The 13,797-nt window shown below is 50.9% G+C and carries 10 protein-coding genes; 4 read left to right on the top strand and 6 right to left on the bottom strand.

The genetic code is table 11. The features are described 5' to 3' along the window. Positions 1-97: 97 nt before the first annotated feature. The 6 genes from IE054_RS10910 to IE054_RS10885 form a co-directional block, all read right to left on the bottom strand. Entirely contained in the window at positions 98-1,693 is a 1,596-nt protein-coding gene (locus tag IE054_RS10910; protein ID WP_189406337.1) for a M48 family metalloprotease, read from the bottom strand. Continuing rightward, positions 1,683-2,057, bottom strand: a complete 375-nt coding sequence (locus IE054_RS10905; RefSeq protein ID WP_189406335.1) for a hypothetical protein — start codon at positions 2,055-2,057, stop codon at positions 1,683-1,685. Before IE054_RS10905 ends, IE054_RS10910 begins: the two co-directional genes overlap by 11 nt. Then, positions 2,054-3,328, bottom strand: a complete 1,275-nt coding sequence (locus tag IE054_RS10900) for a CHASE2 domain-containing protein (RefSeq protein ID WP_189406333.1) — start codon at positions 3,326-3,328, stop codon at positions 2,054-2,056. The genes IE054_RS10905 and IE054_RS10900 overlap by 4 nt, the downstream gene beginning before the upstream one ends. 184 nt (positions 3,329-3,512) lie before the next feature. Next, positions 3,513-4,829, bottom strand: coding sequence for a type II toxin-antitoxin system HipA family toxin (locus tag IE054_RS10895; protein ID WP_189406331.1), 1,317 nt, complete (start codon positions 4,827-4,829; stop codon positions 3,513-3,515). Further along, entirely contained in the window at positions 4,823-5,149 is a 327-nt protein-coding gene (locus tag IE054_RS10890) for a helix-turn-helix transcriptional regulator (RefSeq protein WP_189406329.1), read from the bottom strand. Before IE054_RS10890 ends, IE054_RS10895 begins: the two co-directional genes overlap by 7 nt. 199 nt (positions 5,150-5,348) lie before the next feature. Next, positions 5,349-5,816 (bottom strand): CreA family protein, encoded by a 468-nt coding sequence (locus IE054_RS10885; protein WP_189406327.1) that lies wholly within the window; start codon positions 5,814-5,816, stop codon positions 5,349-5,351. A 160-nt stretch (positions 5,817-5,976) separates the two neighbouring features. Here IE054_RS10885 and IE054_RS10880 point away from each other — a divergent pair, with 160 nt between their 5' ends. The 4 genes from IE054_RS10880 (at position 5,977) to IE054_RS10865 (ending at position 13,751) form a co-directional block, all read left to right on the top strand. Next, positions 5,977-6,234 carry a superinfection immunity protein gene (locus IE054_RS10880; protein ID WP_189406325.1) on the top strand — a complete coding sequence of 86 codons (258 nt, stop codon included), beginning with the start codon at positions 5,977-5,979 and terminating at the stop codon, positions 6,232-6,234. A 223-nt stretch (positions 6,235-6,457) separates the two neighbouring features. Then, on the top strand, positions 6,458-7,729 hold the full coding sequence (locus IE054_RS10875; RefSeq protein WP_189406323.1) for an efflux RND transporter periplasmic adaptor subunit: 1,272 nt from the start codon (positions 6,458-6,460) through the stop codon (positions 7,727-7,729). 1 nt (position 7,730) lies between these two features. Next, positions 7,731-10,841, top strand: a complete 3,111-nt coding sequence (locus IE054_RS10870) for an efflux RND transporter permease subunit (RefSeq protein WP_189406321.1) — start codon at positions 7,731-7,733, stop codon at positions 10,839-10,841. A gap of 417 nt (positions 10,842-11,258) precedes the next feature. Beyond that, positions 11,259-13,751 (top strand): Ig-like domain-containing protein, encoded by a 2,493-nt coding sequence (locus IE054_RS10865; protein WP_189406319.1) that lies wholly within the window; start codon positions 11,259-11,261, stop codon positions 13,749-13,751. Positions 13,752-13,797 lie beyond the last annotated feature (46 nt).

Here is a 13,797-nt window from a genome sequence, read left to right as displayed (position 1 = left end):
GCGAGCGCTTATGCGCTCGCCTTTTTTTATCAATCTTGGCTCGGTTTACCGTGCTGTCACCAGCAGATAAACCGCAGCTCGTAGAAGGCCAGTATGCTTAGCCTATTCGCTTTTTCAGTGATTCACAGCTGACTTTCATCTCGTCGTACTTCTCACACTTCTCCAGTGTAGCAAGCGCTTCCTCATTATTGCCCAGGTTTGACTGCGCGATACTCTTTTGCAGGATGAACATGCTTTCATTGCCAAAGGTTTTTTCAGCGTGCTGTATCGCGTTTAGCGCATCGTCAAAGCGCTGCTGTTTCATCAGGCGTTCTATTCTTATTTCGACGAGTGACGGGGATGCATCCTGCCATCGCTCAATCAATTCAAGGTTTTGCATCGCCCGGGCGTGATCCCCCTGTGCAAGGCGGATGTTGTACATCAGTTCACGCATATACGGGTGGTTCTTTGTCTGCGCGGTCTGGGACTGGCGCGCAAGCCGCATGGCCGTTGCCGTATCACCGGCAGACAGGGCATTAGAGGCTTCAAACGCCAGTCGGTAGCTGTCCAGAACGGCCTTTACTTCGGGCGAGGCTTTGGTGTTTTGCCATGCCTGCTCATCAACCCGGCGTCTGATTTCAGGGCGGTACACTCGCATCGCATAGCCTTTCATATTTTCATCCCGCACGTCAGGCGCCATATGACGCTTCTGGAAGTAATCGGTGACGGCACCGAGAGAGGTTGTCAGCCCTTCAGCCAGAAACGAATCCACTTCCTTACCGAGCGCATTAAAATCGCCGGCTTCTAACGCGCCACTAAGTGCGGCCTGTTTTTTCTCCCAAAACGCGGACAGCATGCCTTCCTGTTTGCCCTGGAAGTTTTCCAGACGTTCAAGGACATGGGAGTGGGCGCGGGGGGAGTAACCGGCGGCAATTGCAAGATCAAAGCCCAGCAAATCTGCTTCGTCTTCCTGCGTTCTTTTCCAGGCGGTATTCCACACACTGTCTGATACGGTTTGTATCACCGTGTTATAAATCATCGCTTTGGATATATTGTCGCTGCCTTGCTCGCTGGGATTATATTTAAGCGTCCGTGTATCTCCCTGTTTAACCAGGTCGGTATCCTTAGCAACGTTAGCCAGCACGACCGCGCTGGCTAACATGTTGACGTTGTCTTTATTCTCCTGCACCACCTGGTCGCGCTCATGGTGTCGCATAAGGATATGGCTTGCTTCATGGGCAATTAGTAGCGCCAGTTCATCTTCACTCTCAACATTATTGAGGGTGCCGACAGGCATGCTGATCATGCCCAGAGAGTCTGCATAGGGGGCAAACGACTGTGAATGCACCACTTGTATTTGCACGTTGACCGGGCTGCCATCCCACTGGGCAACAAGTTTATCCAGGATGCCGTCCAGGTATTGTTGAAGCGCAGGAGCATGCACAACGTGCGACTGACGCACCTGTTCAGCGGGAATATCTTTGCCTGAGTAGCTGATAACGCCCCCGGTGCCACTGAGCTCGTCTTCGCGCTCTTTGTATTTCGCAACCTGAGGCTGAGCAATATATTTTCCGTCAAAATTGTTATGGATGCTGTCGCCGGTAAGATTGGTCACAGCATCACCCATGCCTTCAAGGGTGCTCTGGCAGGCTGTTAAGGCCATCAGTGAACTGGCAACAAAGGTGGCTTTTAGTCTGGTTGAATTAATTCGCATCTTCACATGTCCCTCCGAAGCCCATCGTGCCTGTTTCTCTGCTGTCCTTGCCATCAGTTTCACTCATTTTGTAGCAGGGCAGATCAACCACCTTGCCTTTATTGAGCTTCACAAAGTACGCATCAAGCCATACTTCTTCACCCTGTTTGTTTTTGATTTTAATGAGATCCAGTTCTTCATTTTTTTCAATGACGGGAATGTCGGTATCCGGCAGTGAACTGACCGGAACGGTCGCCAGCACTTTGCCCTGTGCATCCAGGGTCTCGATATTTTCAACGCTGAAGTCGGTAATCGCTAACGGCTCCTCAGCAGCCGTGCCTAAAGCGACAAAAAGCGCCGCCGCTACAGTAAGTTTCTTCATCATACAAATTTCTCCTTGGTATAACCTTTAAGGTGCGAGATGGCTTTTTTTAGTGGCGTAAATAGCCTTATTTTTACTGTCAGAATAGAAAGAATAAGAATCAGATGTGCAACCCAGTTGATAGGCTGGAAGTTTAGCCAGTACGAAAATACGAAGACAACTGCGAGTAATATAAGAATTAGCCCTAGTGCCGAGAAGACGATGCGCCTTCTGGATACCTTATCCTCAGGACGACTCGTTTGGTGTTGAGAGACCTTCTCGCGCCACATAAGCACGATCAAAAACAACACACAGTCAGTAACATCGGCTAAATCGATATTGTTCCAGATACCGGGCGCGGGCCTGAAGTACGCATCTCCATAGGTGAGCAGGTTATCAAGCGCCATGGCGTGAAAATATACGCCGGCAATCTTGCCGTGAACCGGCGAATAGACTTCGTCGCGCGCACCCTGAATCAGCGCCCCGAGCATCACAAACTTGTCTTTTAGCAGTGACGACAGGTACGCCTTTTCTTCAGAACTGGTCGCTGACAAATAGTCTGGCGGCAGCGTGATTGAATAGGCACAGCGCTGTCGCCACTCTGGTACCAGCTTCCAGAATACCTCCGAAAGCAGGATCTTTGAGGTCATGACCAGTGCATTATTGGTACGCATACAATTGTTGTTATCGGTCAGGCTGTCCTGCGCATCGGAAAGATCCATCCCCCATTGGATGGCAAGCGGCGGTGCTGTGGAAGTGGGTATCGCTGAACATGATGCTGTGTCCTGGCAATACTGTGCGTAGAGTTCGAATGCGGGTGTTGACACTCCATCGACCTGCGGTGGGTAATACTGTTCGTGTCCGTCCCACTGCACCATGACAGGCCGGGTTTCTGCAAATAAGTCATCCTGTGAAAATGCCGAATTTTTCACTTTCGGAAGATAGATGGGGGTCCGCCCACCATAGCGTTCAAGTACATTAATCAGAGGTTGTGGAGAATCGCCTGTGGCGGACCGGTCATGCGTGTACAGCAGATCAACAAAGAGCCCCTTTGGCTGATATCGCAGAATTTGCCGTATCAACACGGACTGCTGACTGTAGGACAGGGGCCACGTCAGGTTATTGTTAGTTAAGTAATCGTCATTAATTAATACCACGGCCAGCTCATTCTGGCCTGTCGCCGAATAATAGAGCGCATTAACGCGGTTTAAAATGTCAGCAGACGCATTATCTGTGGCTGTGGTGATCCTGAACGGGTCGAGTAGTATAAGAAACACCAGTGCAGCAGCGCGCACCCAAAGGCCAACCTTTCCCCAGCGCTGACTTTCAGCAATCGTAATGAAATAATAGATGAGCGATTTGATGATTACAGTCCGTGTCTATCAATCTAACTAACCAGGCTAATAGTCACGGTTGCCGGCCATTTTGTCAACAAACATGAATTGCCCCACTTGCAGGTAACTCACTGCTTTTGTTTATTTATATACCCAGGCGCAGATTCGCTTCCACTTCATCAATCAGCGCTGCTGGTACTTCCTGCGCCTCTGCCAGAGTCCGCCACTGAGAAACCTGCTCGATGGTTTCATCAAGGATAGCGTCGATTTGGTCAGGGCTGAAGATTTTGCCAAAGTGACCGAGCTGGTGAAAGTCACGCCGGGTGAAGTCGTCGCGCTTGCCGTTCAGGCTCATCCAGTGGCAGTTTACCCATTTGCTGCCGGGCTTGTAACTGTAAGCCACATCGTATGCAGGGGCCAGCTTCCATTTTTTGCCATCTAACATAAAAGCAACGTTTTTAGCGTGATCATCATGATTGCGCGCGACAATATTAAAACACATGCGCCGGATCAGCTGCTCAGCTTCGTGCCGGCTTAACTTCAGTTGTCTGGCCACATGAAAAAGTTCTTCGTACGAGAAAGACCCCGGGCTTTTATAGTCGACATGGGCGATGCCGTTGAGTGTCTGGATATGGCGTTTGTCATTATTATTCCGGTCAAACCGGCGGGTGATAAAATGGCGGCGGTTGCCCTCGGGCAGCAGTCGGCAATCTTCCATTTCAATGCCGGCCGCAGTTGCCATAAGGTAGTACACATACTCCATAACGCCAAAGCCTGAGGGGTCGCCAAAGGTCTCTTTGCCGGTGTTGTGTTCGCTGACCCCGTCGAACTTCATCAGGTAATGCTCAAAGCCTGCGGGCACCTCCGCCTGCCCGGAGCGCACCTGGGTAAAGTCATGATTAAAGGCCAGCACAGCTTTGGGTCTGGCGCCACCGGCACTCATCCCCACTGACATTAACTCAAACATGGCCTCGCGATCTTCCTGCCCATGCTGTTTCAGCTCAACTTCAAAGTTACCGCGGCTGTCGAGCACCTCCTGCGCAATGGTCACCAGGCTGTCTATTTCCAGGCGATGCGCACTGGAAAAAATGTCCTTATTAAGTGGTGGGGTGTACTCAAGTGCGCCCATACCACGCCTGCCAGTGTACTGAAGGCGCTGCAACGGCGTGATATCCTTAGGCGATTTTCCCTGGGCGGCCACCCAGGCATTCATCACCGCATTACCGAAGTCATCGGGCAGGGAGTCTGCCAGCATACCAGGTAACCCTTTGAAAGTTGGGTAGGGGAGTGCCGGGAAGCTGTATACTCTGTCGCTCAGCGGCATTTCGATGGGCGACAGCTCAATGCCGGTGCGAACAAAGCTGGGGGTATATTCAAAGCTGCCGTAGCCTTTTTCGCTGTCAAAACTTACCGCGCCAATAGTCTGGTCCTGGTATCTGACGTTGACGACCTCACTTACCATTGTTCCATATCCTCATCAGGACTAAGGTGACCGCTGGCGCGCTGTCGTTGTTTACCTTTGAGTTTGGCCAGTTGCAGAGGAGATATGTCCTGTTCCGGTAAAAACAGGTTAAGCTGATCGGCGACCCCCAGAATTTGCATAATGCCGACAAAGGTATCGAGGCGTGCGTTACCCTGCTCTGCGGCGACAAGGGTGCGACGCGCTACGCCGACTTTATCTGCTACTTCCTGCTGGGTTAGATTTTTATTGAGGCGGGCCCGCTTGAGGCGACTCCCCAGCTCCTGGGTGATGGCTGAAACGGGCGCTGTATTAAATTTCATAATGTCACTTTTATTGCGCGCTAAGTGTCTTTAAGCTATTTGTGTGTAAATTTTAGCACATTAAATTAATACTTTAATTAAATTTTATAGCGTGCATTTTTGTGCGCATAATTGTCCGATTCGGAGGTTGGTGGTTATATTTTTGCGCATTAATAGCGTTGAAAGGTGCGCGTTGCCTAAGTTCATTGTATTTTCCAGCTCAGTTCACCTCAACCTTCACTGCGCCGTACGCATCGGTCCCCCACAGCGGAACCGTAGACAGGCTATGCTTAAAGCTGCCGGACGTTTCTTTCGTGGAGTACGACAGATACATGAGTGTCTGGTTTTCGGCATCCAGAATTCGGCGTATCTTCATGCGTTTGAAAAAGATGCTTTTTGATTTGGTGAACAAAACCTCGCCGTCTTTGCCGGTTTTAATCCTGGCAAGCATATCCGCAGTGATAGGCCCGGTCTGACGACAGGCAATGGCACTGTCAGACGGATCAGAGAAGTCCAGATTGGCTTCGATGCTGGATACATGGCAGGTCACCCCGGTTACCACCGGATCAGTAAAGGCATCCAGTTTGATGTCTTTGGTCGTAAAGATACCCAGCGACACATCGCCAACTTCATTGCTGTCACAGCCGCTAAGTACAAGCAGAAAAAAAATGAATCCAAGTTGGCGCATGATGAGAGTTCCTTGTAATTGCTACGCGTAAAAATGCTGGTACGGACCAGTATGTTGGAGTGTGACGTAAAACCCGCTCCACAGCCAGACCAAATAATCTGTAATAAATATCGGTTTACCAAGACTAGAGAGATGAGAACACCACCACAGGAAATATGACATGACCGATTTTTTAACTCAACTTCAGAGCGTAAGCGGGCTGCAACTGCTATTACTCAGTGCACTGGTCGCCGTCGTCTGGTTTCTGCCAGCAGGGCTGGCATTACTGTTTAACCGAAAACAGGCAAAGCTGATTGCTGTAGCCTGTGTCCCGGCTGGATTATCTCTGGTGGCCTGGTCCGCGTTACTGGTGTGGTCGGTAACCGGCAGGGCTGTTGAGAAATACCTGCCAGCCAGAGTGAAAAAGCAGCTATCCTGACGCTTAGCTACCGACAAAGGGGCAAAGGTTAACGGGCCTCTTTGTCTTTTTCTGCGCATGGCAGCTTACCTTATTAATTCACCTTAACTATTTGTCATCCCACCAATACTGATCGGGCACTTCACACCCGTCGTAGCAAGTAGCTGATTCGTAATATAAATCAAATACAGTCACTGTCCGTAGTCAGTGATTAGTAACAGTCAGCTTAACGGGCAGCAGGATAATGGCGCAACGCTCTTCAATTATTCACCATGTATTCAGGGCTATTTCACTAAGTAGCAGTTACGTATTCGCACTGGCACTGATGCTTTTACTGAGTGCCTGCAGTGACGATAACTCATCGCAGCAGGGTAACGCTGGCGGCGGGGCGCCAGGCGGAGGACAGGCACAGCCAGTGCCGGTTGGTTTTATCACTGTTTCACCTGAAAAAATAGGCTATACCGAAAAATTGCCTGGCCGGGTGGTCTCTTACCGCGTCGCGCAAATCAGGCCGCAGGTAGGCGGTATTATTCAGGCCAGGCTGTTTGAGGAAGGGTCGCTGGTGGAAGAAGGCGAGCAACTGTATCAGATTGATCCGGAGCGCTACGAGGCCGATCTGGCCATGGCGCAGGCAAATCTGGAAAGTGCCACAGCGGCGGTGGCGAATGCGCAGTCTGTCGTTGACCGGTACGACGGTCTGGCCGCTAAGAAAGTACTCAGTGAACAGGAATTCGATAATGCCAAAATGGAACTTCAGCAGGCAAAAGCGTCGGTGAGTCAGGCAGAGGCAGAAGTAAAGTCGGCCAAAATAAATCTCGCTTATACCAAAGTTTATGCACCGATCAGCGGCTTTATCGGGCCTTCCAGTGTCACCAAAGGTGCACTGGTAACCCAGCAGCAGCAAGCGCCGCTGGCCGTCATTCGTCAGCTTGATCCTGTGTATGTCGATTTGTCACAGTCGGTCAGCGACGCGCAGCAACTGAAGGCGCGCCTGATAGAATCACGCATACAAAAACGCAACGACAGTGACTTTTCGGTCAGCTTGTTTTTCTCTGAGTCTGGCGAACCGTATCCGCATAAAGGAAAGCTGGATGCGACCGATCTGGCGGTTAATGAACAAACCGGTGCTATTCGCATTCGCTCGGTGTTTCCAAACCCTGACAACCGTTTGTTGCCGGGTCTGTTTGTACGTGCCGCGATCGAAGATCTGGCATCATCTGACGCGCTGGTTGTGCCGCAAAAAAGTGTACAAATTGGCAGAAATGGTGCTAAGCATGTGTGGGTTGTAGCGAACGGCAATAAGGCCGCTAAGCGAGCGGTAAAAACCGGCGTCGCCTACAAGGACAAGTGGATCATTGAAGAGGGACTGCAGAAAGGTGACAAAGTGATTGTTGAAGGGACCATGACACTGCGCGATGGTGCGCCGGTGAAAGCAAAGAGCCTGTCGGCCAGCAGCAGTAATCTGCAGGGTAAGACACAGTCTTCCGCTGCTTCCTCAGCACAAAGCGGGCGCTAACATGTTTTCAAAGTTTTTTATCGCGCGGCCTATTTTCACGATTGTTATTGCGCTACTGATCATAGGTGCAGGGATTTTCTCTGTCCGAAGTCTGCCGCTTGAGCAATACCCGGGGATTGCACCGCCGAAGGTGTCAATATCTGCCAGTTACCCCGGTGCCTCAGCGCGTACGCTGGAAAACACCGTGACCCAGGTACTGGAAAAAAATCTCACGGGCATCGATAACCTTCGGTATATTGAATCGCAAAGCTCATCGGCGGGCACTGCTACCATTACGCTGACTTTCGAGCCAGGCACCGACCCGGATATTGCGCAGGTACAAACACAAAACAAGGTGTCGCAGGCGCAGTCGTCCCTGCCTCCGGTTGTTCAGCAACTGGGTGTCGCGGTTGAAAAAGCGGGCAACAGCTATGCGCTGATTGTCAGCTTTTCGTCAAAAAGCGGCAGCATGAACCGCAATGATATCTCTGATTTTCTGGTCTCCAACCTTGAAGAGCCATTAAGCCGGGTCAGTGGCGTTGGACAAATTCAGACCTTTGGGCCGGAGCATGCCATGCGCGTGTGGCTGGATCCTCACGCGATGAATAATTTTAATATCACTACGCTGGATGTGGTCAGCGCCATTGAGGAGCAAAACGTTCAGCTGGCGTCGGGCGAAATAGGCGGCGCGCCGTCGGTAGAAGGGCAACAGCTAAATGCCACTATTACGGCCCAGACGCTGTTATCCACACCTCAGGAATTTGCCGAGATCCTGCTTTCTGTTAATTCAGACGGATCGCACGTAACGTTAGGCGATGTCGCGCGCATTGAAATCGGTGCTGAGAGCTACCGGGTAATTGGTCGCTGGAACCGTCAGCCTGCGTCAGGCATTGCTATTGAGCTATCGCCGTCGGCCAATGCGCTGGAAACGATTCAGAATGTCAAAGCCAGAGTAAGTGACTTCGACGCGATCATCCCGGATGACCTGGAGGTGCAGTACCCGGTTGATATTTCGCCATTTATTGAGGCGTCAATCTTCAATGTGGTAGAAACCCTCGGTATAGCCGTAGTACTGGTGATCCTGGTGATCTACATCTTTTTGCAGACACTCCGCGCAACCTTCATTCCGGCGGCTGCCATTCCTATCGTACTGCTTGGTACATTTGGCTTTTTAATGGCCTTTGACTATTCCATTAATGTGTTAACCCTGTTTGCCCTGGTTTTAGCTATCGGCATGCTGGTTGATGATGCCATTGTGGTGACCGAAAACGCCCAGCGTAAGCTGGAAGAAGACGACTCACTCACGCCAAAAGAAGCGTCCAAACGGGCTATGAAGGAAATTTCTTCGGCCCTCCTGGGGACGACGGTGGTTATCTGGGCTGTGTTTTTGCCAATGGCCCTGTTTGATGGCTCTGTCGGGGTAATATACCGGCAGTTTGCGATTACTATTTCTGCCGCAATGGGTTTGTCGTTATTTGTCGCGCTTACCCTGTCACCAACATTGTGCGGTATTTTCCTTGAGCAGGGCAAGAAGGAAACGCAGCGTGGTCCATTTGGTGTCTTTAACCGTGGTTTTGGCAAATTGCGCAGCGGCCATGGGCGGTTACTTGATAAAACCCTCGACAACAAAATTATATTGCCGGTGATTTTCCTGGCGGTGCTGGCAGCAAGCGTGCTTATTTTCCTGCGCGTGCCAGCCTCATTTTTGCCTGAAGAAGATCAGGGGCGAATGTTCACACTTATCTCAGGGCCGCCGGGTACGACGTTGCAGCAGACCCGTGACAAAATTGAAAAGGTGGAAGATTTTTACCTAGATGAAGCCGGTGATGCCGTAGAAGGGTTGTTTACCGCCGCAGGCTTCAGCTTTTCCGGCCAGGCGCAAAATGTGGGCATTGCGTTTGTCAAAATGAAAGACTGGGAGGTTCGAGGCGAGGGCAAGAGCGTGTTTGACATTCAAAAGCGCGCAGCCCAGACATTATCAGGTGTATCAGATGCGATGATTATTCCCATAATACCACCGCCTGTCAGCGCTCTGGGCAACGCCAGCGGGTTTGAGTTTCAGCTTATCGATCAGGGTGGACTGGGGCACGATGCGCTGGTGCAGGCCAGCAATCAGTTCTTAGGGCAGGCGAATCAGAGTCCACTGCTCACGGCCGTGCGCTTTAACGGCCTGTCTGACAACCCGCAGTATAATCTGGACGTCGATACTATGAAGGCGCGCTCTCTGGGGGTGCCGGTCTCTACGATCAATCAGACGCTAAGCGCTGCGCTTGGCGGTACCTATGTGAATGATTTTATCGAGAACGGCCGGATTAAACGCGTGTATGTGCAGGCGGAGGACCAATACCGCATGCTGCCTGAGGATATCAGTGACTGGTACGTAAGAAACGAGAGCGGTGGCATGGTGCAGTTAAAGGAAATCGCTGCCGGAGAATGGACCTACGGACCACCGAAGCTGACGCGTTTCAACGGTGCATCGTCCCGCGAAATTCAGGGCTCTACCACACCAGGTGTCAGTTCTGGCGAGGCTCTGCAGGAAGTGGCCCGAATCGCACAGACATTACCTGACGGTATAGACATCGCCTGGACTGGCCTGTCTTATGAAGAAAAACAAAGCGGTAACCAGACCATGCTGCTCTACAGCATTACCATTATTGCAGTGTTTATGATCCTTGCGGCGCTCTATGAAAGCTGGGCAATACCGTTTGCCATTATGCTTACCGTCCCGTTTGGCATATTTGGGGCTATACTGGCGACCTGGCTTACTGGCCAGGCTAATGATGTGTATTTTCAGGTGGGACTATTAATGACCATTGGGCTGGCGGCAAAAAACGCCATTCTGATTGTTGAGTTTGCGCAGCACAACGTGAACGCCGGTATGTCCGCCATCGATGCCGCAATGACGGCTGCGAAGCAGCGGTTGCGGCCTATTCTGATGACCTCACTGACCTTTATTCTGGGGGTAATGCCTCTGGCGTTTGCTACCGGGCCTGGCTCAGGTGCGCAAAACGCAATCAGTATTGGTGTGCTAGGCGGGATCACCGCGACAACATTGTTTGTTGTATTTTTTGCGCCGTACTTCTTTGTCTGGGTCTACCGGGTGTTTGGCAAGCGCAGCGCGCAGGCAAAATAACTGCCCCTCACCCTCACGAAAACGGGGGAGGCTTCCCCCCTCTGCCCATTTTTACTCACCTGCCCGGCACATATTTTAATCACAGCGGATTCATGATTTTCCAGCACGTAAAAACTACAGGAAAGATGTAATTGTTACATGCTTTTTTTGTCATTATTACACTGTCTAAGTCTATGATATTTATATAAATTAATTAATTTTTAAATTTAATGTTCCATATCCGTATTCGACCAGTAAGAGGCTAGAAGGCCCTTACAAAAGGGCATCCTTTGCTTAGGCAGTGAGGTGGACTCGTTGGTCGTTGTGAAGTGGTTAACGTTTTGCATAGGTTCACCTCAAGTGTAATTTCGCACTGAATAAGTATCGGCGGCAGGGAAGTGACCAACGCCCGAGTAGAATAAGTATGAAGGAGCACCTATGGAACACGCAAAGAAAGCAATCGCACTTGCGTTGCTGCTTGCCCTGACAGCATGTGGTGGCGGAGGAGGTGGCGATCAGCCTGACACGCCAGCAGCACCAGAACCCGCACCAGACCCGGAGCCTGATACAGATCCTGATCCTGAAGAGCCAGACCCTGAGCCAGAACCCGAACCCGAACCCGAACCCGAACCAGAGCCAGAACCTGAGCCGGAACCACCTGAACCAGAACCGCCTGAGAATTCGGCGCCCATTGCCTATGACGATTACTCGACAACAGTCAACGATGAATCCGTCACGATTGCTGTGCTCGATAACGATTCGGATCCCGACGAGGACACTCTGTCACTAGACGCCATTACGACTGAGGCCGAAAACGGCACCGTAGAACTTGATGGCGATACCATTGTGTATACGCCTGTTCAGGGCTATTACGGAAGTGACAGTTTTACTTACCGCGTGAGTGATGGCACCGATACTGCCGAGGGCCGGGTAAGTATGACTGTCGGGCAACAGGTGGTGATTGAAGGTGTTGTGGCCGATGCCGTTGATGCAGAGGTGAATGTCAGTCTTCACCTTGGTGATGACGAAATATCAACGACCACAGATGCCGACGGCAACTATGTACTCGACACAATCATTACTGCTTCACAGGACTTGATCCAGCTTGAAGCGTCCATCGACGATGACGCACCACTGAAATTGATTACCCCGATTGGTTCATCAGACTCGCTGATTGAATCCGTGTCTGATGTTCAGACCCGGGCGCTGGCAGGTCGTCAGTTTGAAAATGTCCGTATATCCTACCTCACTACTGCGGCCTGGCTGTACTATTCAGAGCAACTGGATGGCGACACGGTGTCCATGCAGGGGTTCGATGAATTCAAAGCAACACTGGGCTTTGACAAGCTTGTGGACACCGCGAGCTTTATCAAAGTTCTGGCTGCTGATTCTGCGCTGAATATACCAGAGGGCGTGAATACGCTGACATTTTTCACCGAGTCTGAAAAGTCTGTTGACCAGACCATATTATCTTTCTTAAAAGAGAGTGGTGTGCTGTCTGAAACCGGCACAGTCCTTGGCACCTATGCCGCGGCATTTAAAAATGCCAGAGAAGACATGATCACCAACCCTCGTATAACGCAGCCTATTGTTGCCAGTGATGTAGAAGGACTAACCTGGGCGCAGATACACGTAAGTGGTGATCAGCCTTCGGAAACAGATAAAACGCTGACCTTTAATACTGACGCGCCTGGCCGTGAAACCGGGCTATGGTCGGACTGGAAAGTAACACGGGTTGAAGATGCCCGGTTTGAATGGACGCTGGCAGATGGCACGCTTGGGCTGCAATATCAGGGCAACGTTAACGACTATGAGTTTGCCTGTGACAGTGACACGCTGAAGCTGTTTAGCGATGAAGGACAGCGCGCAGCTGAGCAGGTTTGTCTTGACCCGGAGGTCGACACGCTGCCAGGAACAAAAGAATTGCGCTATCTGGCACTGCGGAAAGTTACTGAAACCGATGGTGTGACACACTTTCAGGCGGTTTCTGACTATGAATATATCCTTGATTTGAGCGACGATAAACGTATTGGAGAGACCTTTACTGCTGAGCAGGAAGCGCTGGGTGTGCGTTCCTATGCCATTGCGCCTACGGCACTGGAAATGACTGATGAGATGCTGACGGACCGTCGATGGAGCCTGAATATCCCCTCTAAAATCGATTACTATCTGCCCGATCCGGGTAATCAGTTTATTGATTTTTCCGGATACTTTGCCGACTTAATAGACTTCTCTGACTCGGGCACGTTTCTCTCCGGAAATACCGATGAAACCGGCTCATGGGCGCTTAGCGATGATGGTGTGTTACGTCTCAATTATGACGGCCAGGATGTAACCATCGTGCCATTCCATGAAACCAGGACCTCGCTGGTGGCGCTGGTCACGGTTGAGTCAGGTGCATCAAGCTTTTCCTATGTATCCGAAATGATCGACGAGGATACATCATCACTGACTGAGTTTGAGGTGGCAAAAGAACTGCCGACGCTTTGGAGCAGCCTTTCACACTGTCCGACCGAAGATTGCTTAACCTTCTCAAAGATGAAGGCCAGAAAGTTTGCCGGCTTCGCGTTTGACAGTGACAAAACCATGATCTGGGTGAATGCAGACAGGGACAATGACGCATTTGTTCGTGCATCGCCTGAATCAGTGGTGACCTGGGAGCGGGATGGAAACTTTATTCGTATTGACGGTCAGGGTAACTATGATGGTGATACGTATCTTGAGTACCGTACCTGGGAGCTGCTAAAAGTGACTGACGATGGGCTGGTTAAAGTCATCGAGCGCTACGCGGTTCATGTTTACTATGAAGATGACCGCCTCCCCTCAGAAGCATTTATTTACAAGCCGCATATTGAAACACTCCGTCTGGTGGACCTTACACAGGAGTACCCGGCAATGTGGCTGAGAACCACTAATAACGGTGGATTATAAGTGACAGGGGGCAACGCGGGTTGCCCCTTTTTTTATCACATACAGC

The sequence above is a fragment of the Alteromonas halophila genome (genome assembly GCF_014651815.1).
Taxonomy (GTDB): Bacteria; Pseudomonadota; Gammaproteobacteria; order Enterobacterales; family Alteromonadaceae; genus Alteromonas; species Alteromonas halophila.
Note: the sequence above shows the minus strand (reverse complement) of the source record. Positions and strands in the feature narration are given on the sequence as shown.

Excerpts from the sequence above, each read along its gene's own strand:
- IE054_RS10880 (WP_189406325.1), top strand. The coding sequence starts at position 5,977 with ATGACCGATTTTTTAACTCAACTTCAGAGCGTAAGCGGGCTGCAACTG.
- IE054_RS10890 (WP_189406329.1), bottom strand. The coding sequence starts at position 5,149 with ATGAAATTTAATACAGCGCCCGTTTCAGCCATCACCCAGGAGCTGGGG.
- IE054_RS10865 (WP_189406319.1), top strand. The coding sequence starts at position 11,259 with ATGGAACACGCAAAGAAAGCAATCGCACTTGCGTTGCTGCTTGCCCTG.
- IE054_RS10875 (WP_189406323.1), top strand. The coding sequence starts at position 6,458 with ATGGCGCAACGCTCTTCAATTATTCACCATGTATTCAGGGCTATTTCA.
- IE054_RS10905 (WP_189406335.1), bottom strand. The coding sequence starts at position 2,057 with ATGATGAAGAAACTTACTGTAGCGGCGGCGCTTTTTGTCGCTTTAGGC.
- IE054_RS10895 (WP_189406331.1), bottom strand. The coding sequence starts at position 4,829 with ATGGTAAGTGAGGTCGTCAACGTCAGATACCAGGACCAGACTATTGGC.
- IE054_RS10870 (WP_189406321.1), top strand. The coding sequence starts at position 7,731 with ATGTTTTCAAAGTTTTTTATCGCGCGGCCTATTTTCACGATTGTTATT.
- IE054_RS10885 (WP_189406327.1), bottom strand. The coding sequence starts at position 5,816 with ATGCGCCAACTTGGATTCATTTTTTTTCTGCTTGTACTTAGCGGCTGT.
- IE054_RS10910 (WP_189406337.1), bottom strand. The coding sequence starts at position 1,693 with ATGCGAATTAATTCAACCAGACTAAAAGCCACCTTTGTTGCCAGTTCA.